22 protein-coding genes are annotated in these 20,929 nt (G+C 65.9%); 15 read left to right on the top strand and 7 right to left on the bottom strand.

Annotated features, from left to right (window positions below; translation table 11 throughout):
• Nucleotides 1-152 precede the first annotated feature (152 nt).
• The gene (locus tag FAS41_RS00695; RefSeq protein WP_138519802.1) at nucleotides 153-746 is read left to right on the top strand and encodes a transglycosylase SLT domain-containing protein; all 594 of its coding nucleotides are present in this window, start codon (nucleotides 153-155) and stop codon (nucleotides 744-746) included.
• 35 nt (nucleotides 747-781) lie between these two features.
• Here the strand turns inward: FAS41_RS00695 and FAS41_RS00700 are convergent, their stop codons facing one another.
• Together FAS41_RS00700 and FAS41_RS00705 are read right to left on the bottom strand one after the other, a co-directional pair.
• Nucleotides 782-1,507 (bottom strand): hypothetical protein, encoded by a 726-nt coding sequence (locus tag FAS41_RS00700; protein ID WP_138519803.1) that lies wholly within the window; start codon nucleotides 1,505-1,507, stop codon nucleotides 782-784.
• Nucleotides 1,508-1,576: 69 nt separating this feature from the next.
• Nucleotides 1,577-1,759 (bottom strand): hypothetical protein, encoded by a 183-nt coding sequence (locus FAS41_RS00705; RefSeq protein WP_138519804.1) that lies wholly within the window; start codon nucleotides 1,757-1,759, stop codon nucleotides 1,577-1,579.
• Nucleotides 1,760-1,934: 175 nt separating this feature from the next.
• Between FAS41_RS00705 and FAS41_RS00710 the strand changes: the two genes are divergently transcribed.
• Nucleotides 1,935-2,369 carry a CBS domain-containing protein gene (locus FAS41_RS00710; RefSeq protein ID WP_081518744.1) on the top strand — a complete coding sequence of 145 codons (435 nt, stop codon included), beginning with the start codon at nucleotides 1,935-1,937 and terminating at the stop codon, nucleotides 2,367-2,369.
• A gap of 16 nt (nucleotides 2,370-2,385) precedes the next feature.
• Here the strand turns inward: FAS41_RS00710 and FAS41_RS00715 are convergent, their stop codons facing one another.
• Nucleotides 2,386-3,123: a metallophosphoesterase gene (locus tag FAS41_RS00715; protein ID WP_138519805.1), complete on the bottom strand. Its 738-nt coding sequence runs from the start codon at nucleotides 3,121-3,123 to the stop codon at nucleotides 2,386-2,388.
• A 352-nt stretch (nucleotides 3,124-3,475) separates the two neighbouring features.
• Between FAS41_RS00715 and FAS41_RS00720 the strand changes: the two genes are divergently transcribed.
• From FAS41_RS00720 to FAS41_RS00735, 4 genes are all read left to right on the top strand, one after another.
• Nucleotides 3,476-5,692, top strand: a complete 2,217-nt coding sequence (locus tag FAS41_RS00720; RefSeq protein ID WP_138519806.1) for a TonB-dependent receptor — start codon at nucleotides 3,476-3,478, stop codon at nucleotides 5,690-5,692.
• Nucleotides 5,693-5,706: 14 nt separating this feature from the next.
• Nucleotides 5,707-6,783, top strand: coding sequence for an ABC transporter substrate-binding protein (locus FAS41_RS00725; protein WP_138519807.1), 1,077 nt, complete (start codon nucleotides 5,707-5,709; stop codon nucleotides 6,781-6,783).
• A 157-nt stretch (nucleotides 6,784-6,940) separates the two neighbouring features.
• Nucleotides 6,941-7,195: a type II toxin-antitoxin system HicA family toxin gene (locus tag FAS41_RS00730; protein ID WP_138519808.1), complete on the top strand. Its 255-nt coding sequence runs from the start codon at nucleotides 6,941-6,943 to the stop codon at nucleotides 7,193-7,195.
• The gene (locus tag FAS41_RS00735; protein ID WP_138519809.1) at nucleotides 7,192-7,536 is read left to right on the top strand and encodes a type II toxin-antitoxin system HicB family antitoxin; all 345 of its coding nucleotides are present in this window, start codon (nucleotides 7,192-7,194) and stop codon (nucleotides 7,534-7,536) included. The genes FAS41_RS00730 and FAS41_RS00735 overlap by 4 nt, the downstream gene beginning before the upstream one ends.
• A 51-nt stretch (nucleotides 7,537-7,587) precedes the next feature.
• On the opposite strand, the gene FAS41_RS00740 is transcribed toward FAS41_RS00735, so the two are convergent.
• Nucleotides 7,588-8,319, bottom strand: a complete 732-nt coding sequence (locus FAS41_RS00740; RefSeq protein ID WP_138519810.1) for a class II aldolase/adducin family protein — start codon at nucleotides 8,317-8,319, stop codon at nucleotides 7,588-7,590.
• A gap of 339 nt (nucleotides 8,320-8,658) precedes the next feature.
• On the opposite strand from FAS41_RS00740, the gene FAS41_RS00745 reads away from it, so the two are divergent.
• The 7 genes from FAS41_RS00745 to FAS41_RS00775 all read left to right on the top strand — a co-directional run bounded on the left by FAS41_RS00745 (nucleotide 8,659) and on the right by FAS41_RS00775 (nucleotide 15,592).
• A complete protein-coding gene (locus FAS41_RS00745) occupies nucleotides 8,659-9,813 on the top strand; it encodes an LLM class flavin-dependent oxidoreductase (protein WP_138519811.1) in 1,155 nt (384 codons plus the stop codon).
• A 17-nt stretch (nucleotides 9,814-9,830) separates the two neighbouring features.
• Nucleotides 9,831-10,889, top strand: a complete 1,059-nt coding sequence (locus tag FAS41_RS00750) for an ABC transporter substrate-binding protein (protein ID WP_138519812.1) — start codon at nucleotides 9,831-9,833, stop codon at nucleotides 10,887-10,889.
• Nucleotides 10,890-10,981: 92 nt separating this feature from the next.
• Entirely contained in the window at nucleotides 10,982-12,037 is a 1,056-nt protein-coding gene (locus FAS41_RS00755) for an ABC transporter substrate-binding protein (RefSeq protein WP_138519813.1), read from the top strand.
• Nucleotides 12,024-13,235 carry an MFS transporter gene (locus tag FAS41_RS00760; RefSeq protein ID WP_138519814.1) on the top strand — a complete coding sequence of 404 codons (1,212 nt, stop codon included), beginning with the start codon at nucleotides 12,024-12,026 and terminating at the stop codon, nucleotides 13,233-13,235. The genes FAS41_RS00755 and FAS41_RS00760 overlap by 14 nt, the downstream gene beginning before the upstream one ends.
• Nucleotides 13,236-13,238: 3 nt before the next feature.
• Nucleotides 13,239-13,997: an ABC transporter permease gene (locus FAS41_RS00765; protein ID WP_138519815.1), complete on the top strand. Its 759-nt coding sequence runs from the start codon at nucleotides 13,239-13,241 to the stop codon at nucleotides 13,995-13,997.
• Nucleotides 13,994-14,755 carry an ABC transporter permease gene (locus FAS41_RS00770; RefSeq protein WP_138519816.1) on the top strand — a complete coding sequence of 254 codons (762 nt, stop codon included), beginning with the start codon at nucleotides 13,994-13,996 and terminating at the stop codon, nucleotides 14,753-14,755. The genes FAS41_RS00765 and FAS41_RS00770 overlap by 4 nt, the downstream gene beginning before the upstream one ends.
• A gap of 42 nt (nucleotides 14,756-14,797) precedes the next feature.
• The gene (locus tag FAS41_RS00775) at nucleotides 14,798-15,592 is read left to right on the top strand and encodes an ABC transporter ATP-binding protein (protein ID WP_138520027.1); all 795 of its coding nucleotides are present in this window, start codon (nucleotides 14,798-14,800) and stop codon (nucleotides 15,590-15,592) included.
• Nucleotides 15,593-15,740: 148 nt separating this feature from the next.
• Here the strand turns inward: FAS41_RS00775 and FAS41_RS00780 are convergent, their stop codons facing one another.
• Nucleotides 15,741-17,399, bottom strand: coding sequence for a SulP family inorganic anion transporter (locus FAS41_RS00780; protein WP_138519817.1), 1,659 nt, complete (start codon nucleotides 17,397-17,399; stop codon nucleotides 15,741-15,743).
• 472 nt (nucleotides 17,400-17,871) lie between these two features.
• Here FAS41_RS00780 and FAS41_RS00785 point away from each other — a divergent pair, with 472 nt between their 5' ends.
• Both FAS41_RS00785 and mdtI read left to right on the top strand, forming a co-directional pair.
• Nucleotides 17,872-18,243, top strand: coding sequence for an SMR family transporter (locus tag FAS41_RS00785; protein ID WP_138519818.1), 372 nt, complete (start codon nucleotides 17,872-17,874; stop codon nucleotides 18,241-18,243).
• Nucleotides 18,237-18,566: a multidrug/spermidine efflux SMR transporter subunit MdtI gene (mdtI, locus tag FAS41_RS00790; RefSeq protein ID WP_138519819.1), complete on the top strand. Its 330-nt coding sequence runs from the start codon at nucleotides 18,237-18,239 to the stop codon at nucleotides 18,564-18,566. Before FAS41_RS00785 ends, mdtI begins: the two co-directional genes overlap by 7 nt.
• Before the next feature lie 248 nt (nucleotides 18,567-18,814).
• On the opposite strand, the gene FAS41_RS00795 is transcribed toward mdtI, so the two are convergent.
• Together FAS41_RS00795 and flgL are read right to left on the bottom strand one after the other, a co-directional pair.
• Nucleotides 18,815-19,861, bottom strand: a complete 1,047-nt coding sequence (locus tag FAS41_RS00795) for a hypothetical protein (RefSeq protein ID WP_138519820.1) — start codon at nucleotides 19,859-19,861, stop codon at nucleotides 18,815-18,817.
• Between the two features lie 141 nt (nucleotides 19,862-20,002).
• On the bottom strand, nucleotides 20,003-20,917 hold the full coding sequence (flgL, locus tag FAS41_RS00800; protein WP_138519821.1) for a flagellar hook-associated protein FlgL: 915 nt from the start codon (nucleotides 20,915-20,917) through the stop codon (nucleotides 20,003-20,005).
• Nucleotides 20,918-20,929: the final 12 nt, after the last annotated feature.

The raw sequence follows: 20,929 nt of genomic DNA on the forward strand, positions 1-20,929 counted from the left end.
ACCTCCAGGGCGCCTCTGTCGCTATCTCCCCACAGACCGAACGTGCCGACTGGCTTCAGGGGCGAGGCTACCCTCGACGCCGTGCGATTCCTCTTCACCACCAGAGGCTGTATAAGCCTTGCGCCATCGCGCGAGAAAAGGACAAACCGCCCATGCTCCGGCTCCTGTTGCCAGCTCTGCTCCTGGCCCTTGCCGGGTGCGCCACCAAGCCCCCGGCGCACCCCGAGAACCTTTGCGAGATCTTTCGCGAAAAGCCGCAATGGCACGAAGCGGCGCTGAAAGTGCAGAAACGCTGGGGCGGGACCGTGCAGGTGCCGATGGCGATGATGTACCAGGAGTCTTCCTTCAAGCACGACGCCCTGCCGCCGCGCTATTACTTCCTTGGCTTCATCCCCTGGGGCCGGGTCAGCTCCGCCTACGGCTACGCCCAGGCCAAGGACGAGACGTGGGCGGACTACAAGAAGGAGGCGGGAGGCTGGGGCGCCGACCGTGACGACTTCGCCGACGCGCTGGACTTCATGGGCTGGTACATGAACAAGACCTACAGCGTGAATCGCGTCTCGAAGTGGGATGCCTACGGCCAGTACTTGAACTACCACGAGGGCTGGGGCGGCTATCGCAACCGCAGCTATGACGCCAAGCCGTGGCTGAAGACGACTTCACAGAAGGTCCAGGCGCGCGCCTCGCAGTACGGCGCCCAGTACAAGAGCTGCGAGCAGGAGCTGTCGAGCGGCGGCTGGTTCTAGCAGCCGCCGATGATCGCTTGATAGCGGACGGCCGTTCAGCGCCCCATGATCCGCTGGTACTCGTCGCGGTATTCCTCGTACGGCAGGTTGCGCTGCTGCAACTCCATCAGGCGCTGCTCCTTGGTCAGGGGCCGAGAGACATGGGCGACGGTCTCCGCTGCGGTGGGCGCCAGCGGTTGCGGGACCGCCTCGGGCGGCTGCGCTGGCGTGGTGGCAGGACGTGGCGCCGGCAGGCTGCGCGAGGGACGGGCCACCAGCAGGGCGCCGGTGATTTCCTCGACGATCTGCTCGGATACCGCGCTGACTTCGGAAGCGCTCATGGAGTTGAACAGGTCACCATCGGCTTCGCTTTCGTAGCGGCGGGAGGCAAGCAGTTGGCCGGTCAGGCCATCGTGGTAACGCACAGTGGAGGTAATCCACTCCTCACCATCGCTGCTCGCGCGATTATTGGCGCTGTGGTCGGCACCGACCTCGATCACCACCAGGGTTGACAGCGTATCGGTGGCGCGCGGTTCGCCGTCCTGCTCGGTGAGCTGGTAGTCCGCCGATCCTGCCTCGTCGCGCAGCGCCTCGCGCCAGCTGGCCTTCAGCGCGCCCCAGCGCGGATTGGCCGCCACCGTGGCGTCGGGCTGGAAATTCACCACCATCGCGTGGCGAGTGTCGCGGTAGAGGGAAATGGGCGCGGTGCGGTCATCCCGGCGGACGTCCGAAGAGCATCCACAGAGCAGGGAAACAGCCAGGGCGAGCGTGACATTGCGCATGGTGCTTTCTCTTTATTGTCTGGCCAGCATTCTGCCAGCCAATCATGACGCCCGGATATCGTCCGAAGGTCAGTCCAAATCGTCGTCCAGCCCGGGCTGGTATTCCTCCAGGTCCTCGTCCTCCTCCTCGTGATCGCCGGGCTGGTCCTCGAAGAACGCCGCATCCTCCTCCAGCAGGCCGTCGAGGTCGTCGTCGAGGTCCAGCAGGTGGTCGTGTTCGGGCTCGTGGAGGTCGAGGTCTTCGTCAGTCATGGCCGGTCTTTCGTGGGGGGAAACAGGGAAGGGAATCACAGTATAAGTCGCGCCGCGGAAGGATGACGCTGCCGTGACGGCGGACGGCGCTTTCCGGCCTTGCCGGATCGCGTTTCGTCCACGATTCTCTATGAACCACGGGCATCGCGCCGTGAATAACGAACAGGGGGTAGGAATGAAGACTGTGGCTCAGCTGTTGAACGCCAAGGCGGACCAGCAGGTTTACACCATCGCCCCGGATGCGCTGGTGATCGATGCACTGCGCCTGATGGCGGAGAAGAACCTCGGCGGCCTGCCGGTGGTGGAAGCCAACCAGCTGGTCGGCTTCTTCAGTGAGCGCGACTACGCCCGGCGCCTGGCGCTCAAGGGGCGCAACTCGGAAGACACGCCGATCAGCGCGGTGATGACCGCGCCGGTGATCACCGTGGACACCCACCTGAACGTCGACAAGTGCATGGGCATCATGACCGAGCGCCACCTGCGCCACCTGCCGGTGGTGGAGAACGGCGAGCTGCTCGGGCTGCTGTCCATCGGCGACCTGGTGAAGGCCGCCATCGCCGAACAGGCCGAACTGATCCAGCAACTGGAACAGTACATCCGCGGCGAGTGATCGCCCCGGCGGTCGCTCAGCGCGCGGCCGCCGTTTCCACTTCACCGCTGTGCATGTCGACAATGCTCAGGCAGCCGTCGGCATAGCCGCTGCCCGTGTCGATGTAGTGGGTGTTGCCCAGCGGCCGCACGACGCTCTGCGCGGTATGACCGACGTACAGGCGCTCCAGCCCGGCAATGACGGTAGCATCTTCCTTCTCGATCCGCGTGCGCGCCCACATGGCCAGGCCAACGGCATTGCGCCGGGCGATATCGCCCAACTCGCCGGCCAGTGCGGCAACGCCGCTGTCCCAGTCGGGAAAGGCCGGTGAGACCGGCGCCTCGGCATGCACGATGCCGGCGCGCCGCCCCTCTCCCAGTTCGACTTCGATCACCAGCGGCAACTGCTGCAACCGCCGGGCGATGCGCTCGCGGGTTACCGGCGTGAGCTTGTACAACCAGGTGCCGCCATTTCGGAAGTGCAGGTCGCGGTCATCGCCGGCCAGCACCACGTCGATCACCAGCTGCTCGTGGTTGCCGCGCACCGAGGCGAACCAGGGCTTGGCCAGCCAGTCGAGCACCTGCGGCGAATAGGGCCCGCGATCCACCAGGTCGCCAGCAGCGAACAGGCGGTCAGCGGCCGGATCGAATCCGACCCGGTCGAGCAGACGCTGCAGCAATTCGAAATGGCCGTGCACATCCCCCACCACGAAATCGCGGCCGCGCAGGTTGCGCGGGAAGCGTTGCAGGGGTTGCTCCGGCAAGAGCGTGTTCATTGCCAACTCCAGGGTTTTCAAGAGACCAGCTTATCAGCTGCACATTGCGTTCCAGCGGCACTGCGACGAAAGCCGTGCAACTCTGCTGCCCCACTGCTGCCCAGGCAGCGACGGCCCAGCATGGAGTGTTGCCCCAGCAGCACAGCGATCACACCACCCAATAAAATCTCTTTTCTATCAGTAGCTTATCCATCAGCGAGAAAACGGTACGGAAGTTGCGATGTCCCCGGCAGCCTTTCGGCCTTCATCACGCGTGAGCCAGCACAAGAGCAACGCAATAACAGCTTGATGCCTTGCGGCGACGACCGAGCACCACAGAGCCAGTCGTCCTTTCGCCGCCCCTGGGGACACCATGTTCAAACGCAGTACCCTTTCCCTTGCCATCCTGGCGAGCCTGGCCAGCGTCGTCGTCCACGCGACCGACGGCGATACGCCAAAAACCGAAGAAACCAGCGCCGCGCCGACCCTCGGCAAGGTGGTGGTCACCGCACAGAAGCGCGAGGAGTCGGTGCAGGAAGTACCGGCGCCGATCACCGTACTCAGCGGCGAGAAGATCCGCGACGCCTCCCTGCAATCGGCCAGCGAAGTCACCCGCTACACCCCCAACGCCTCCGCCGGCACCACCGACGGGCACGGTCGCCCGCGCTGGTGGATTCGCGGCCTGGGCACCGGTGACCAGGGCGCCAACACGGTCAGCCCGATCGGCATCTACGTCGACGATGTGTACATCGCCAACATCAGCGCCACCGGCTTCCCGCTGTTCGACCAGGAGCGCGTGGAAGTACTGCGCGGCCCGCAGGGCACGCTGTGGGGCAAGAACACCACCGGTGGCGCGATCAACTTTATTTCGCGCAAGCCGACCTTCAGCCCCGAGGGCTACTTCAAGGTCGACATGGGCAATTACGCCAACCGCATCGTCGAGGGCGCGGTGAGCGACGCGCTGGTGGACGACAAGCTCGCCGGGCGCCTGTCCTTCCATCACCAGGGCCGCGACGGCTACACCGAGAACATCAATGACGGCGACGACAAGGGTGCGCTGGAAGACGACGCCGTGCGCCTGCAACTCGCCGCGCGGGTCAACGACAACCTCGACGCCAACCTCAACGTCCATGCCCGCCACTACCACGACACCGCCAGCTACAACACCGTGAGCTACGGCACCCGCCCGGATGGCACCAACCAGTTCGGCTATTCCATCGACCCGAAGCTGGGCAAGGCCAACTTCAACGCCAAGTACCAGGCCGAGATCGACCAGGCCGGCAGCAACCTCAACCTGGTCTGGCAACTGGGCGACCTGGAACTGACCTCCATCACCGCCTTCGAGCACTTCACCCGCGACGGCTGGACCGACAGCGACAACACCCCGCTGGAACTGCAGCGCAGCTACAGCTACGCCGACAGCCAGCAGTGGTCGCAGGAACTGCGCCTGGCCTCGCCGCGCAGCGACCGGCTGAACTGGGTGCTGGGCTTCCACTACTTCAACGAAGACCTGCAGTCGAAGAACGCCAACGCGGCGCTGCCCAACGTCTACGTCCCCAGCTACTACAACAACGTCAGCTACGACCAGAAGACCGAGAGCTACGCCATCTTCGGCAGCACCACCTACAACTTCACCGACGACTTCAACGTCACTGCCGGCCTGCGCTGGACCCGCGAGACCAAGGACATCGACCTGGAGCGCCTGGTCAACCGCGGCGCCGCCAGCTTCGGCGACGGCCACTGGTGGCAGCCGGGCAACATCGACTCGCCGCTGATCGTCAATGCCACCCAGGACGAGAGCAACACCTGGAGCGACTACAGCTGGGACCTGACGCCGGAGTACCGGATTTCCGACAACGCCCGCGCCTACTTCCGCTATGCCCGTGGCTTCCGCTCCGGCGGCTACAACGCCGGCGTCACTAGCCAGGCCACAGTGGCCAAGGTCGATCCGGAATACCTAACCTCCTACGAGCTGGGCCTGAAGTCGGAGTGGTTCGACGGTCGCCTGAATGCCAACGCCAGCGTCTTCTACTACGACTACAAGGACATCCAGCTCAACATCGTCACCGCGGTGAACAACCAGACCGTTTCGCGCCTGGCCAACGGCGCCCAGGGCGAAGCCTACGGCGCCGAGTTCGAACTGGAAGCCATCCCGGTGCAGAACCTCCACGTCAACTTCGGCCTGGGCCTGCTGCACACCGAGTTCACCGACTACACCTCGGGCAATGACGACTACTCCGGCAACCACTTCGTCCGCGCGCCCAGCGTCTCGGCGGTGATCGGCGCCGACTACCGCATCCCGCTGAACGTCGGCGGCGCGGTGATCCTCGGCACCGACTGGAACACCCGTAGTCGCCAGTACTTCTTCACCAACGACCAGAGCGCCAACATGCGCACCGGCGGCTACACCCTGGGCAACGCGCGGGTGACCTACGAACTGCCCGGCGAGACCACGCGCATCACTGCCTACGTGAACAACCTCACCGACAAGGAATACCGCAACCACACCCTGCCCACTGGCTACCAGACGGCGGCCGTCATGTACGGCGACCCGCGCACCTTCGGCGTCTCGGTCACCACCGACTTCTGAGCGAGGTAATCTCCATGAACCTTCTGCATCGCGCGTTGCGCCGGTTGCTACCAGCCGCCGCCGCGCTGCTCGCGGGCCACGCCCTGGCCGCCGAGCAACCGACCACCCTGCGCATCGCCACGGTGGCCTACGCCAACGCGGGCCAGATCACCTTCAACGGCCCCGCCTCGGTGATCGACCGCGACAAATGGCTGGAGCAGCAACTGGCCCAACGCAACATCAAGCTGGAATGGGTGCCCGCCACCACCGGCTCGGTGGGCACCTTCGTCAACGAGGAGTTCGCCAACAAACGCATCGACTTCGCCTTCTACGGCGACCTGCCGTCGATCATCGCCAACGCCTCGGGCGTGAACACCCAGTTGATCGTCCCCGGAGGCATCGGCAACAACGTCTACCTGGTGGTGCCACCGGGCTCCACGGCGAAATCCATCGCCGACCTCAAGGGCCAGCGCATCGCCCTGCACCGGGGTCGGCCTTGGGAGCTGTCGTTCGCCAAGCTGCTGGAAGCCAACCACCTGGGCTTCGAAGACTTCCGCATCTTCAACCTCAACCCGCAGGCCGGCGCCGCCGCGCTGAGCGCCGGGCGGGTGGACGCCTTCTTCACCCTGAGCGATGCCTTCCTGCTGGAAGACAAGCAGGTCGGCCGCGTGATCTGGTCGAGCAAGCAAGCGCCGGCCGACTGGAAGATGCGCGCCGAAGTCTGGGGTGCGCGGGATTTCGTCAAGGACCACCCCGACCTCACCCAACTGGTGGTGGACGCCTACCTGAAGGCCGCCTGGTGGGTCTCCCAGGACGCCAACCAGGCGGCGTACCAGGAAGCCCAGTCGCGCTCCGGCGTGCCGTTGAGCGTGCTGCAGCGCGAGGTCTCCGGCGAGCCGTGGCCCGCGCACTTCTCCCCCCTCTACGACGACGCCCTGCGCCAGCACTACACCGACGGCATCGCCTACAGCCTGAAGGCGAAACTCATCCGTAACGCGGTGAAGGTGGATGATCTGCTGGAACCGAAGTTCGTCGAGCAGGGATTGAAGAACCTGCAGTTGGAGAGTTTCTGGCAGCGCAGCGCGGGGCCCTCCGTCGCCGCCAAACCATGACCTGTGCGTAGGAGCGGACTCCGTCCGCGATGAGTCCGCATCGCGCTGGATGCCGATTGCGGACGGAGTTCGCTCCTACAGGAAATCTCGAGGGTTCACTCGGATCGTGGGCGGGTCACGGACAGAAAATGCTATCATTCAGCGATAGCATTTTCGAATGCAGAACCGCCATCGAAAAACCCTCACCATGATCTTTCGCACGCCAACCAGTGCGGCAATAGTCTTTGCGGATATCGAAGCCCTGATCCGCCACTTGGGCGGCATTGTCGAAGAGCGGGAGGGTTCACGGATCAAGCTGGTTCTGCAAGGACAGACCTGGCGCTGCCATCGCCCGCATCCGGGCAAGGAAGCCAAGCGCTACCAGGTCGAGGAAGCCCGGGAATTCCTGCGCCGGGCCGGAGTGGAAGCATGAGCCAAATGACCTACAAGGGTTACACCGCCCGAATCGAGTTCGACGACCGCGACGATCTCTTCGTCGGCCGTCTGCTGGGGGTGCACGACATCGTCAGCTTCCATGCCGATAGCGTGGGCGGACTGCACCATGCCTTGCAGGAGGCAGTAGAAGACTACCTCGCCGATTGTGCAGCGCGCGGCGTTGAACCCGAGAAGCCGGCGTCCGGCAAGATCATGCTGCGCATCCGGCCGGAAGTTCACGCCGCCGCCGCGATTGCGGCGAAGGCCTCCGGCAAGAGCCTGAACCAGTGGGCGGAGAGCGTTTTCGAGCGTGCCGCACGGAGGCGCGCTGGCGGCTGAGTTTCCATGAAAAAGCCCTCGCAAGAGGGCTTTTTCATGCCGGGCAGAAACTCAGGCCGCTGCACCCAGCAGCTTCTGGCCCTGCTCCCAGAGGCCGGTCATCTTCCACTGCTGTTCCAGCACGCCGGGGCCGAATTCCTGAGAGCCGCCGAGGCCTTCGGCCAGGCCCTGGAAGTAGGCGCCTTCCTCGATCAGCAGGATCAGCTTGGAGGCCTTGATCAGGTCTTCACCCCAGAAGGTCGCGCCGCCGTTGGCTTCGAGGATGGCCGGGATGTGCGGGTTCTCGGCGAGCTTGTCGAGGATGAACAGCGGCTCGGGCTGGCGACGGTCGATGTAGATCGGCAGCTCACGGGCCAGTGTCACGCGCTGCGAGGCGGCATAGCGGATCGGCAGCACGCGGTGGGCGCTGGCCCAGCCGCCGAGGTAGGCCGTGTGCACGTGGATCACCACGTTAACTTCCGGGCGCGCCTGGAAGATCGCTGCGTAGCGCTTGCCGTTGCCCCCTGCGCCACGGCCGCTGAGCGGGGTCGCGCCGGGGATGCTTTCGTCGAGGATCACGTCGCCGTCATAGGTCGCGACCACTGCGCGGATCTCCTGGTCGTCGGCCCAGGGATTGGGCGCATGGACGGCGATCACCTGGTCGCTGTCGGGCACCCGCACGTAGGCCTGGTAGGTATTGGTGGCGGTGAGGGTGCGGCTTTCCTTGAGCACACGGAAGGCCTTGGCGAAGTCGCGACGGACCTGTTCGAGCTGGTTGGCGAGTTTCGGGTCGAGGGTGGACATGGAATGCCTCCTGGCAGTCGGGGGTGGGTGAACCGCGCGGCGGTGTTCCGGTGACTGAGCAGGACTTGTGCCACCCAAAAATACTTAACCAAATCAGCCAATTACGGATCACTAGGACAATCAGGAAGGCTGAAACGGCCCGAACACCGGCGAAATTGCTGCCCGCCCAGCATCCCCTGCTGCCGCACTGCTGCTGTACAGACAAACGCCCTGCTGCCAGAGCAGCACGCCAGCCTGAAAGCCTCGTCCCGCGCGGCCTTCAGCCTTTGGGCACAGCCCTTGCTCAAGACCTTGCACGAGCAGCACGACGCTGCCCCCGCCAAGCAAAGGAGCAAGCCCATGAGCACCGAATTCTTCTGGCGACTGCCGCTGGGCAGCGACGGTCCCTATCTCGCCTCGGACAAGAACAACCGCGGCAGCCACATCGAGCGCCCCGGCAACATCGCCCCGGGCCGCCTGCCCAATGGCGAGCCGGACGGCTTCACCTATATCGACTACATCGCCCAGGTGGCCAAGGCCGCCGAGATCGCCGGTTTCGAGGGCGCGCTGCTGCCCACCGGCCCGGAGCCGTGGATCGCCGCCGCCGCCCTGGCCCGCGAGACCCGCCGGATCAAGTTCCTGATCGCCTTCCAGGCCGCCTGGACCCTGCCGGCCTACGCCGCGCAGCAGGCAGCGATCCTCCAGCACCTGTCCCGCGACCGCCTGGAGTGGAACATCATCACCGGCGGCAACCCCGCCAGCCAGCGTGCCAACGGCGACTTCCTCGAGCACGACAAGCGCTACCAGCGTACCGGCGAGTTCCTCGACATCATCGACGGCCTGTGGAAGAACGAGCAGTTCTCCTACCAGGGCGATATCTACCAGCTGGAGAGCGGTTCGCTGCCCATCGCGCTGCGCAACGTGCGCAAGCCGGGCGTGTACTTCTCCGGCTTCTCCGACCCGGCGCTGGACGTCGCGGCGAAACACGCCGACGTCTACCTGAACTGGGCCGAGCCCATCGACAAGCTCAAACCGCACCTGGAGCGCGTGCGCGAGCTGGCCGACAAGCAAGGCCGCGAAATCCGCTTCGGCATCCGCATCGACCTGTTCGCCCGCGAGACCGAAGAGGCCGCCTGGAGCGAACTGCGCCGCCAGTACGAGCGCATCGACGCGCGCACCAGCGCCTTCATCAAGAACTTCGCCACCGGCTCGGATTCTGTCGGTGCCGCACGGCAGACCGCCTACCACCAGAACGTCGAGCGCTTCGACGACCTGATCCTCGGCCCCAACCTCTGGGCCGGCTTCGGCAAGGCCAAGCCGGGACCGACCATAGGTCTCGTCGGCAGCCACGAGAACGTCGCCGAACGCCTCGCCGAATACCGCGACGCCGGCTTTTCCACCTTCATCCTCGCCGGCAATCCGCACCTGGAAGAAGCCCTGCGCATCGGCCAGGAAGTGTTGCCGCTGGTGCAGGGCAAACGCGCCGACGTCCACGAACTCAAGGCCCGCGCCTGACCCACAAGGAGCTGCACATGTCCCGTCCCCTCGATACCCTCTGGTACACCCGTTGCCCGGTTCCCACGGGCCTTGGCATCGCCGTGCAGAAAGGCTGGCTGGAAGAGTCCCTGGCCGAGCAGGGCACGCAGATCAAGTCGCTGCGCGAGTCTTCCGACCAGGCGGTGCGCGAGTCGCACTTCGACCATACCCTGCAGAACTCGGTACGCCACGGCGGCAATATCCCGGCCATCTGGGCCCGTGCCAGCGGCCGCGAAACCCGCGTGATCGGCCTGTCCTGGGCCGATGAAGCACAACTGATCCTGACCACCGCCGAGAGCGGCATCCGTAGCGTGCGCGACCTGAAAGGCCGGCGCTTCGGCCTGCCGGACTGGAGCGGCGCGCAGATCGACTTCACCCGCGCCCAGGCCATCCGCGGCCTGGAAAACGCCCTGCGCCTGGAAGGCCTGGAAGTGCGCGACCTGGAACTGGTGGACTTCAGCCTGAAGGGCACCTTCAGCGACGAGGCACCGGGCAACATCGTCGGCATCACCGGCCACGGCGGCAGCCGCCGGCGCAATGGGCAGAACCCAGAGCTGGTCGGCCTGCTGCGTGGCGAAGTGGACGCGATCTTCCTCAAGGGTGCCCACGCCGTGCAGCTGGCGCAGCAGTTCGGCCTGCACACGGTGATCGACACCGGCGCGCATCCGGAGCCGCTGATCCGCTCCAACAACGGCACGCCGCGCACCCTGAGCGTCGACCTCAACCTGCTGGAGCAACACCCCGACGCCGCCACCGCGATCCTCGCCTCGGTACTGCGCGCCGAGGACTGGGCGCACCAGCACCCGGACGACACCCGCCGCTACCTGGCGCGGGAGACCAACAGCAGCGAATTCTGGGTCGCCAGCGCCTATGGCGAGGATGCCCACCTGCGCCTGCGCACCAACCTGGACGAAGGCTCGATCCTCGCCCTGCAGGACTTCACCGACTTCCTGCAGCGCTGGAACTTCATCCCGGCGCGCTTCGACGTGCGCGAATGGATCGACCCGCGCCCGCTGGAAGCCCTGCGCAGCCGCCTGGCACAGAAAACCGGCTGATCAACGTCACGAGGGCGAGCCCTCTCCCCCAGCCCCTCTCCGCCCTCTCAACAAGCTGGGGGGAGAGGGGAGCCATTGAACTCCGAGTCCCCATGAGCACACCGCTGGAAACCCTCTGGTACACCCACAGCCCCGTTCCCACGGGCCTCGGCATTGCCGTCGAATCCGGGCGCCTGGCCCAGGCCTTCCGCCCGTTCGGCACGCGCATCCAGTCGCTGCGCGAGTCGTCCGAGCGCGAGGTGCGCGAAGCGCATTTCGACCATCACCTGCCCTACTCCGTCCGCCACGGTGGCAACATCCCGGCCCTCTGGGCCCGCGCCAGCGGCGCACGCACGCGGGTGGTCGGGCTGTCGTGGAGCGACGAGGTGCAGTTGATCGTCAGCGCGCCGGACAGCGGCGTGCGCAGCATCCGCGACCTGCGCCACCGGCGCTTCGGCCTGCCGAAGTGGGCCAACGTGCAGATCGACTTCACCCGCGCCCAGAGCCTGCGCGGCCTGGAAAACGCCCTGCGCCTGGAAGGCCTGGAGGTGCGCGACGTCGAGCTGGTGGACTACCCCTACGGCGGCACCTTCAGCGACGATCCGGTGCGCCACGTGTTCGGCGCCCAGGTGGCGCTCAAGGGCAACCGCGTGGTGCAGCGCAACAACGAGCTGATCGGCCTGCTGCGCGGCGACATCGACGCGATCTTCCTCAAGGGCGCCCACGGCCTGCAGCTGGCCCACGAATTCGGCCTGCACGTGGTGATGGACGTCGGCTCGCACCCCGAGCCATTGGTGCGCTCCAACATCGGCACGCCACGCACCCTGACCGTCGACCAGCAACTGCTGGACGAGCACTTCGACGCCGCCGTGCTGGTGCTCGATACCGTGCTGCGCGCCGAGCAATGGGCCTGGGCACACCCGGAAGAAACCCGTCGTTTCCTCGCCCGCGAGCTGAACACCAGCGAGTTCTGGGTCGCCAGCGCCTACGGCGAAGACGCGCACCTGCGCCTGCAGACCAACCTCGCCGAGCGCTCGATCAACGCGCTACGCGATCTCACCGCGTTCCTCCAGCGCTGGGAATTCATCGGCGACAACTTCAGCGTCGACGACTGGATCGACCCGCGCCCGCTGGAAGCCCTGCTGGGGAAGATCGATGTCGCCATCTAGCGCGGCGCGGCCTGGCGCCTTCCTGCTCAACTTCATGCTGCTGGCGGCCTTCAGTGGCGCCACCATCGGCATGGCGAAGATCGTCACCACGCTCTACGCCATCAGCATCGGTGCCAACGCCATGCAGATCGGCATCATCTCGGCCATGGAGGCCCTCGGCATGGTGATCCTGACCCTGCCGGCCGGCTTCGTCATTGCGCGCTTCGGCGCGCGCCGGGTGTACTTCCTCGCCAGCCTCGGGCCGATGCTGCTGAACCTGGCCATCCCGCTGTTCGGCGGCTGGTTGTGGCTGGCCGCTGCGCGCCTGCTGATCGGCCTGTGCATCCCGTTCCGCATTGTCGCCATGAACAGCGCCTTCCTGCGTCAGCTCAAGCGCATCGGCAACGACAAGGCCGGCTGGTATCGCGGCTCGCTGACCCTCGGCATGGGCCTGCTCGGACCGCTGCTGGGCAACTGGCTGAGCGGCACGGCGAGCTTCACCTGGGGCTTTGCTGCCATCGGCCTGTGCTTTGGCCTGATGGCTTTCTACAGCCTCGGTTTCTGGGAAGGCGAAGCGCCCAGTGAAGACATCCCCGTGGCCGCCGCCACCGGCGGATTGCTGCAACAGGTCGGCGTCATGCTGGCCAACGTCGAGATCGCCGAGAGTTGCCTGGTCGAACTGCTCAGCGCTGCCACCAGCGCGCTGTTCGGCACCTTCATCCTGCTGCTGGCGATGGAAGTCGCCGGCCTCTCGCAAGGCCAGGCGGTGAGCCTGGTGATGATCCAGGGCCTGGCCTCGGTGCTCGGCCTGTTCGGCTTCGGCTACCTGATCGAACGCAGCGGCCGCAAGCTGGCCTATGTCGGCAGTCTCGGCGCGGCGCTCGCCGCCCTGCTGCTGCTGGGCATTGCCCGCGATTACTGGCTACTGGCCCTGGGCGGCGTACTGCTCAGCGCGGCGGCGGCGCTGATCCACCTGGTGAACATGGCCCAACTGGGCGAGCACGCCATGGACAAGAGCAAGATTTCCGGGCTGTTCAACCTGGCGTCCATGTCTGGCAGTTTTTCCGGCGCGCTGCTTGGCGGGGCGATCAGCCATTTCGTCGGGCTGGGCAACCTGTTCCTCTGCTGGATTCCCCTGGTGCTGCTGGCCGCGCTGTTCTGCTGGCAACGCAAGCTGCGCCGGCAAACCACCGAGCCGCTGCTCGGCCAGGAGGGCTGATCGATGACCCACCTACTGGATCGCCTGAGCTGGTTCGTCTCGCCCCTGCTCCTGCTGCTGGCCTGGTTCGTCGCCGCCCGCGCCGGCTGGTTCCCGCCGCAACTGCTGGTGCCGCCAGCGGAAGTCTGGGCCAGTTTCCGTGACCTGCTGGCCAGCGGCGAGCTGCGCGAGCACGTGGTGAACAGCCTGTCGCGCCTGGCCATCGGTTTCTCCATCGGTGCCGTCGGCGGGCTGCTGTTCGGCACCGCCATGGCGCTGTCGAAGACCGTGGAAGCCTACTGCGCGCCGCTGTTCCACACCCTGCGCCAGGTGCCGTCGATCGCGCTGATCCCGATGTTCATCCTGTTCTTCGGTGTGGAAGAAACCTTCAAGGTACTGATCGTCACCAAGGCCGCCTTCTTTCCCGTGGCGCTGGCCGCCAGCGAAGGCGTGAAGGGCATTCCGCGCGGCTACTTCGAAGTCGCCAGCGTGTACCGCCTGCCGCTGTGGAGCCTGCTGCGCGACGTCGCCTTCCCGGCCGCCGCACCGCCCATCGTCACTGGCCTGCGTATCAGCCTGAGCCGCGCCTGGATGGTACTGGTGGCCGCCGAGCTGCTCGCCGCCGACAGCGGCCTGGGGCAGATGATCGAACTGAGCCGGCAGATGCTGCGCATCGACATCGTGATGGTCGGCGTGGTGGCCACCGGCGCCATCGGCTTCATTCTCGATTTCGCCTTCCGCCTGCTGGAGAGGCGCCTGCTGCGCTGGAGACCGACGCCATGATCCGTACGCTCAAATCGCTGCGTGGGCTGCTGCTGCCGGCCCTGCTGATCGCCGCCTGGCACTGGCAGTCGCAACAGGGCGCCAGCGCCGCCTATGCCTTCGTGCCGCTGGAGCGCATAGGCGCCGGCTTCGCCGAGCTGATCCGTACCGGCGAGCTGTGGCTGAGCGTGTCCGCCAGCCTGCAACGCACCTGCCTGGGACTGCTGCTGGGCGTACTCAGCGGCTTCGTGCTGGGCGCCGGCATGGCCTTGTCGAAGCCCCTGGAGCGGCTGTTCGCGCCGCTGTACCACACGATCCGCCAGGTGCCGATCCTCGGCCTGATCCCACTGATCGCCCTGTGGTTCGGCAGTGGCGAGCCATCCAAGGTGCTGATCGTCAGTCTTGCCGCCTTCTACCCGATGACGCTGAACGCCTTCGAGGGCTTCCGCGACGTGGAGAAGCGCTACCGCGAGGTCGGCCGGCTGTATGCCTTCGGCCCCTGGCAGCAGTTCCGCGAAGTGCTGCTGCCCGGTGCGCTGCCCAGCCTGAGCAACGGCGTGCTGCATGCGCTGGCCTTTGCCTGGGTCAGTTCGGTGGGCTGCGAGTTGTTCCTCTCCACCGGCATGGGCCTGGGCAACCTGATGATGAACGCCGAGACCGGCTCGCGCATGGAGGTCGTGGTGATCGGCGTACTCAGCATCGGCCTGCTCGGCTACGCCATGAACCAGCTGTTCGCCCGCCTCGCGCGCCACCTGCTGCGCTGGCGCAACCTGCGCTAGGGCTTTCTCCCATTCGGCCTACCTGCCATGAGTGCTTCGATCATGAACGCGATCCTCGACCCCGCCATCCTTCCCACCCAGCAGGCGCAATCGGGCGCGCTGGCCATCCAGGGCCTGAGCAAGGCCTACTCCATCGACGGTCGCAGCCTTCCGGTGCTGGAGAACATCAACTTGGACGTGCGCCCCGGCGAATTCGTCAGCATCGTCGGCGCCAGCGGATGCGGCAAATCCTCGCTACTGCGGCTGATCGTCGGCCTGGAGAATGACTACCACGGGCGCATCCTGCTCGACGGCCAGACCGTCACCGGCACCGGGCTGGAGCGCGGCATCGTGTTCCAGGACCACCGTCTGTTCCCCTGGAAGACCGTGGAAGAGAACGTCGCCCTGGCGCTGAAGCAACAGAAACTCAGCCGCGCCGAGAAGCGCGAGCTCGTGGCCGATCACCTGGAGCTGGTGGGCCTGACCGGTTTCGAGCAGGCCTACCCGCACCAGCTTTCCGGCGGCATGGCGCAGCGCGCCGCCATCGCCCGCGCGCTGATCACCCGGCCCAAGGTGCTGTTGCTGGATGAACCCTTCGGCGCCCTCGACGCCCTCACCCGCGTGCGCCTGCAGCACGAGCTGCAACGCATCTGGGTGCAGCATCGCAGCACCATGATCATGGTCACCCATGACGTGGAAGAGGCGCTGTACCTGGGCGACCGGGTGATCGTCATGGACGCGCGGCCGGGGCGGATCCGCCACGAGGTACGGGTCGACCTGTCGCATCCGCGCGAGCGTGGCGCACCGCTACTGACGAAGTTGAAGGAAGAACTGCTGGCGGAACTGATGCACGGCTGATGATCGCGTAGGGCGCATAACCCCGAACGGGTTATGCGCCATCGGCCATCGGCCATCGGGAGAGCGTCAACGTAGGATGGCGTGGAGCGCAGCGATACCCATCGGTTTGTCCCACCGTTGACGATGGGTATCGCAAGCTCCACCCATCCTACGTCCGTGTTTCGTCGGCAACCTCGGCGCTGGCGGCGGACAGCGCCGCCGGGAAATCCGGGTGATACCCCGCGCCGATCTCCTCCAGCACGCCGGCCTTGCGCAACTTGCCCAGCACCCGCGCATTGGCCTCGCACAAGCGCACCTCGATGCCCCGCCCCTGCAACTGTTCGATTACTTCCTGCAGCGTCTGCAGGCCGGTGATGTCCATGAACGGCACATGGCGCAGGCGGATGATCAGCACCTTCGGGTCGGTGTGGGTCTTGGCCAGCGCGCGCTCGAAGGTTTCCGCCGCGCCGAAGAACAACGGCCCTTCGATGCTGTAGACCAGCAAGCCGGGCGGCAGCTCGCCGAGGCCGCGGCCGCGCAGCTCGACTTCCAGCTCCGGGCCTTCGTCGGCATGCACGTCCACCGACGACGCCATGCGCCGCAGGAAGTGCAGCATGGCGAGGATCACACCGATGTTCACCGCGATCACCAGGTCGCTGAACACGGTGAGCAGGAAGGTCACCAGCAGGATGGCCACGTCGGCGCGCGGTGCACGCTTGAGCATGAACAGGAAGTGCCGCGCCTCGCTCATGTTCCACGCCACCACGAAAAGGATTGCCGCCAGCGCGCAGAGCGGAATGTTCGAGGCCAGCGGCGCGAGGAACAGCAGGATCAGCACCAGGGTCGCGGCATGGGTGACGCCGGCCAGCGGGCTGTTGCCACCGTTGCGGATATTGGTCGCGGTGCGGGCGATGGCGCCGGTAGCGGCGATGCCGCCGAACAGCGGCGTGACCAGGTTGGCGATGCCCTGGCCGATCAGCTCCTGGTTGGAATCGTGGCGGGTACCGGCCATGCCGTCGGCGACCACCGCCGAGAGCAACGACTCGATGGCGCCGAGCATGGCGATGGCGAAGGCCGGGCCGATCAGCTCCAGCACGCGCGGCAACGTCACTTCCGGCAGGCTGAAGCTGGGCAGCCCCTGTGGGATGCCGCCGAAGGCGCTGCCGATGGTGGCCACACCGTCGAAATGGAACAGCGACTGGATGGCCGTCACCACCACCATCGCCACCAGCGGGCCGGGTACCCGGCGCAGCGCAGCGATGCGCGGAGTGAACAGCACCAGCGCCAGGCTCAGCAATGCCAGCAGCGTCGTCGCGAGGTGCAGGTGTGGCAGCGCCTGGATCAGGTGCCAGAGCTTCTGGTGGAAGTGCTCGCCGGTCACCGCTGGCAGGCCGAAGAAGTCCTTCCACTGGCCGACCCAGATGATCACCCCGATCCCGGCGGTGAAGCCGACGATCACCGGCGCGGGGATGAAGCGGATGATGCTGCCCAGGCGGCTGACGCCCAGCAGCACGAGAATCGCCCCGGCCATCAGCGTGGCGATCTGCAGGCCGTCCACGCCGTACTTCGCGGTGACACCGGCGAGGATGACGATGAAGGCACCGGTGGGCCCGGCGATCTGCACGCGGCTGCCACCCAGCAGCGAGACCAGGGCACCGGCGAAGATCGCCGTGTAGATGCCCTGCTCGGGCTTCACCCCGCTGGCAATCGCGAAGGCCATGGCCAGCGGTAGCGCAACCACCCCAACGATGACGCCTGCCACCAGGTTGCGCGTCCAATGCTCACGGCCGAAGAGTCCGGCCTTCCAGGCTTCTCGCAGGGCGATCATCACAGTCTCCGACGGGATAACGATGCTGGATGCTAGCAGGACCGGCAGCGGAACGAACGGGCGCAGGTCATGAGTGTGGCGTGCTGTCGCAGGCAGAACAGAGTGAACAGAATATTGCACAAGCTTGATGACACGCAGGGTCCAGCAGGGTTCTCAGGTGCCTGTTCATGGGCATCCATGACTTGAATCAAGGCGATCGATTTGCCAGCGAAACGGGAAATTGGCACAATGTGTTCATTATGTTGAACATCAAGGCTCTGCCTCTCTCCACTTCCCGCCTGGTTTCGCGCGAGCGTCACTGGACCGGCGACCTCTAGCTCCTCCCTTCGGCTGCTACCTGAGCGTGGCGCCAAGCGCGGCCAACACTCAACAGTGATTGCCGCCCGAGTCGGCGCCACCGACCCCGAACCGAAACCGCCGCAAGGATGCTCTTAGCGAGACTGCGCGCGGCTGCCCGTGGGAGGGCTTTACCATGCGTTCCTGGATCTATCTGTTTACCGCCATCGGCTTCGAAGTCATTGGCACCACCTCGATGAAATTCACCCACACGCTGTTCCCGATCGCCGGGCTGCTGGTGATGTACCTGATGATCGGCCTGTCGTACTACTTCCTGTCGCTGGCCGTGAAACGCGTTCCGGTCGGCGTGGCCTACGCCCTGTGGGAAGGCATCGGGATCGTACTGATCACCCTGGTCAGCGCCTTCTTCCTCGGCGAGCACCTGAGCCTGGACAAGGCCCTGGGCCTGGCCGTGATGATTGCCGGCATCCTGCTGGTGAAGTCCGGCACCCGGACCGCCAAGCCCGAAGAAGGCCGTGAACTGAAGGGGGAGGTCGCGACATGCTGAACCATGACCTGATTCCGATGGCCTGGCTGGGCCTGGCCATCGTCCTGGAAGTGATCGCCAACCTGCTGCTGAAGTATTCCGACGGCTTCCGCAAGCGCCTGATCGGCGTCGCCTCGATCCTCTGCGTACTGGGCGCGTTCACCGCGCTGGCGCAGGCGGTGCGCGGTATCGAACTGTCTGTGGCCTACGCCATCTGGGGCGGCTTCGGCATCCTCGCCACCGTCGCCATGGGCTGGGCCCTGTTTGGCCAACGCCTGGTGTGGCGCGGCTGGGCCGGCCTGGCGATGCTGGTGTTGGGCATGGGCCTGCTGAAGCTGGCGTGATCGGCGAATGAAACGAGAAAGGCGGAGCTGCGCTCCGCCTTTTTTGTTGTGTCGAAGTTGGCTGCCGTGCGGTTCGCGAGCAAGAACTGGGCGTCCCCCTCGATCCTACGAAGAGCACGCCGCGCCCGACCTGTAGGAGCGAGCTTGCTCGCGAACAGCCCTTGCACTGCCGCATCCTGAACGTAGGGCGGATAACGCTGGCGCGTTATGCGCCCTACCAGAACCGCGCGCTTCCTATCGTGGAGAACTCAGGCCAACAGGCTCACCACCGCGAAGCGGCTGAGATTGGCCTGCGCCACCACCGTCTGAGCCGCCGCGCTGTAATGCGTAGCGCTACGCCCCATGCGGTCGAGCATGGAAGCGGCGAAGGTGTGCGCCCATTCGCGCTCGTCCTCGCTGGCATGGCGGTCGAGGAAGTCGCGGATGTCGTCCTGGCGATGGCGCAGTTGATCGCGCAGGCCGCCGATGCGATCCAGCGCCGAGACGACCGAATCGAGCAACTGACGCTGCTCGCGGAAAGCATCGGTGCTGATCTCGGTGGGGAACGCCAGCAGCCCCTCCTCCTGGCTTTTCAGCCGGGTGTTCTTGCCCTTGGCGAACAGCTTGCCCTCGCCCTGCACCGCCAGTTGGCCTTTGAGCTGCTGCCAGTCGGCCTCGGGCGCGGAGAACTTCAACGCACCGTCGCTATCGAGTTCGGCACGGATGCCGGCCTGGCCCAGCGTGGCATTGAAGCGGCGCAGTACCTGCTCGGTGCTCATGCCATCGTCCAGCACCACCGCGGCCGGCTCGGCGAGCTGTCGCCCGGCGCTGAACAGCAGGGTTTCCGTGCCCGAACGCTGGATGTCCTGCACCGATTCCAGGCCTTCAAGGCTGAAGCGACTGCGCACCGGTTCGTTGAGGCGCAGGCGGAAGTTGGCGTCCAGGCTGCCGTCCGAGCGCTGGGCGCGCTGCTCCAGCAGCTCGTTGACCTGCCGGGTGGCCTGGCGCACGCCTTCGCGGTCCTGGGATTGTGGCGCGCTGAGTTCGCGGCTGAGATTGAGCTTGAGGCCGCCGAGACGGTCCTGCAGGTCGCCCAGGTAGCTGTCGGCCGACTGTATGGAGGACAACTGCTGGTTGAGTTGCAGGTTGAAGCTGCCGCTCTTCTGCGCGCCGCGCGCCATCTGTGCGGCGTTCTCGCCTTTTTCCTCACCTTTGCGCAGGGCGTTCTGCCGCTCCCCCGTGGAGGGCAGGATGACGTCGCGGCGGGCGCTGGGATCGAAGACGGCAGCGGCCGGCAGTTGCTTGATGACCTTCATGGTGACCTCTGCACCGGATGTGCTTCCGCCCGGCATCTGGGCCGGGCGGAGGCGGGATAAAAAGTAGGGAAACCGGGCACTGCTCCGCCGATTGGCGTCCAGACCTCCTTGCGGCGCGGCCCGGCTCCCCTACGAAGAAACTTACAGGCGGCTGAACAGCGACAGGTCGTTGAGCTTCAGGTAGGTCTTCTGCGTGGCCTGCAGCGCCAGCTGGTAGGTGTTCAGGTCGATGCTCGCGCCGGCATAGTCCAGCTGCGACAGTTCGCCGTTGATCTTCTGGTTCACCAGCGAGACTTCCTCGTTGCTCGAGTTGAGCATGGTCAGGGTGTTCTGCCGGCCGCCCAGCTCGGTGATGGCGCCGAGCACGCCGTCGTGGGCGCTGTCGAGGCTGTCGATGGTCGCCGCGATCTGCGCGTGTACCGCAGGGTCGGCGACATCCAGCGCCGGGTCCTTGAGCATCTTCACCGTGGCATGCAACTGGTTGAGGAAGTCCATGTTGTTGCCGAACACGCCCAGCGCGGTGACGTTCTCTTCCACCTGAACGCCGTTGGCCACGGCCGCCTGGCGCGACTTGTCGTTGCCGGTGGCGACGTAAGTATCGGTCAGCGGTTCGTAGGTCACCGCGGCGGTGTCGCTCAGGGTGCCGGAGAACAGGTAGCGGCCCTCCTCGTCACGCACGTTGACGAAACTGACGAGGGTCTTCTCGATGTTCTCCAGCTCCCCGGCCATGGCGTTGAGATCGCCGCTGGTGTTGGAGCCGTTGGCCGCCCAGAGCAGCAGGTCGCGCACATTGAGCATCGCATCCGAGGTCGCCTGCAGGTTGGTTTCCTGGGTCGACAGGTTGCCCGAGACGTTGCCGATGTTGGTGCGGTACTGCGCCAGGCTCGCTTCCTCGCGCTGGATGCGCAGCATGCGCACGCTGGCGATAGGGTCGTCGGAAGGCTGGAGGATGCGCTGCCCGCTGGACATCTGCTGCATCAGCTTGCCCAGGGCCGCCGAGTTGCTGTTCATCGAGCCGCCCATCAGCGCGGTGATCTGTGCATTGGTAATGCGCATGCTGCTTTCCTT

The organism is Pseudomonas nicosulfuronedens (assembly GCF_005877905.1).
Classification (GTDB): domain Bacteria; phylum Pseudomonadota; class Gammaproteobacteria; order Pseudomonadales; family Pseudomonadaceae; genus Pseudomonas; species Pseudomonas nicosulfuronedens.

Excerpts from the sequence above, each read along its gene's own strand:
- FAS41_RS00705 (WP_138519804.1), bottom strand. The coding sequence starts at position 1,759 with ATGACTGACGAAGACCTCGACCTCCACGAGCCCGAACACGACCACCTG.
- FAS41_RS00780 (WP_138519817.1), bottom strand. The coding sequence starts at position 17,399 with ATGATCGCCCTGCGAGAAGCCTGGAAGGCCGGACTCTTCGGCCGTGAG.
- FAS41_RS00755 (WP_138519813.1), top strand. The coding sequence starts at position 10,982 with ATGAGCACACCGCTGGAAACCCTCTGGTACACCCACAGCCCCGTTCCC.
- FAS41_RS00750 (WP_138519812.1), top strand. The coding sequence starts at position 9,831 with ATGTCCCGTCCCCTCGATACCCTCTGGTACACCCGTTGCCCGGTTCCC.
- FAS41_RS00720 (WP_138519806.1), top strand. The coding sequence starts at position 3,476 with ATGTTCAAACGCAGTACCCTTTCCCTTGCCATCCTGGCGAGCCTGGCC.
- FAS41_RS00770 (WP_138519816.1), top strand. The coding sequence starts at position 13,994 with ATGATCCGTACGCTCAAATCGCTGCGTGGGCTGCTGCTGCCGGCCCTG.
- FAS41_RS00730 (WP_138519808.1), top strand. The coding sequence starts at position 6,941 with ATGCAGAACCGCCATCGAAAAACCCTCACCATGATCTTTCGCACGCCA.
- FAS41_RS00715 (WP_138519805.1), bottom strand. The coding sequence starts at position 3,123 with ATGAACACGCTCTTGCCGGAGCAACCCCTGCAACGCTTCCCGCGCAAC.
- FAS41_RS00785 (WP_138519818.1), top strand. The coding sequence starts at position 17,872 with ATGCGTTCCTGGATCTATCTGTTTACCGCCATCGGCTTCGAAGTCATT.
- FAS41_RS00760 (WP_138519814.1), top strand. The coding sequence starts at position 12,024 with ATGTCGCCATCTAGCGCGGCGCGGCCTGGCGCCTTCCTGCTCAACTTC.
- FAS41_RS00745 (WP_138519811.1), top strand. The coding sequence starts at position 8,659 with ATGAGCACCGAATTCTTCTGGCGACTGCCGCTGGGCAGCGACGGTCCC.
- FAS41_RS00700 (WP_138519803.1), bottom strand. The coding sequence starts at position 1,507 with ATGCGCAATGTCACGCTCGCCCTGGCTGTTTCCCTGCTCTGTGGATGC.
- FAS41_RS00735 (WP_138519809.1), top strand. The coding sequence starts at position 7,192 with ATGAGCCAAATGACCTACAAGGGTTACACCGCCCGAATCGAGTTCGAC.
- FAS41_RS00740 (WP_138519810.1), bottom strand. The coding sequence starts at position 8,319 with ATGTCCACCCTCGACCCGAAACTCGCCAACCAGCTCGAACAGGTCCGT.
- FAS41_RS00775 (WP_138520027.1), top strand. The coding sequence starts at position 14,798 with ATGAACGCGATCCTCGACCCCGCCATCCTTCCCACCCAGCAGGCGCAA.
- mdtI (WP_138519819.1), top strand. The coding sequence starts at position 18,237 with ATGCTGAACCATGACCTGATTCCGATGGCCTGGCTGGGCCTGGCCATC.
- FAS41_RS00765 (WP_138519815.1), top strand. The coding sequence starts at position 13,239 with ATGACCCACCTACTGGATCGCCTGAGCTGGTTCGTCTCGCCCCTGCTC.
- FAS41_RS00710 (WP_081518744.1), top strand. The coding sequence starts at position 1,935 with ATGAAGACTGTGGCTCAGCTGTTGAACGCCAAGGCGGACCAGCAGGTT.
- FAS41_RS00725 (WP_138519807.1), top strand. The coding sequence starts at position 5,707 with ATGAACCTTCTGCATCGCGCGTTGCGCCGGTTGCTACCAGCCGCCGCC.
- flgL (WP_138519821.1), bottom strand. The coding sequence starts at position 20,917 with ATGCGCATTACCAATGCACAGATCACCGCGCTGATGGGCGGCTCGATG.
- FAS41_RS00795 (WP_138519820.1), bottom strand. The coding sequence starts at position 19,861 with ATGAAGGTCATCAAGCAACTGCCGGCCGCTGCCGTCTTCGATCCCAGC.
- FAS41_RS00695 (WP_138519802.1), top strand. The coding sequence starts at position 153 with ATGCTCCGGCTCCTGTTGCCAGCTCTGCTCCTGGCCCTTGCCGGGTGC.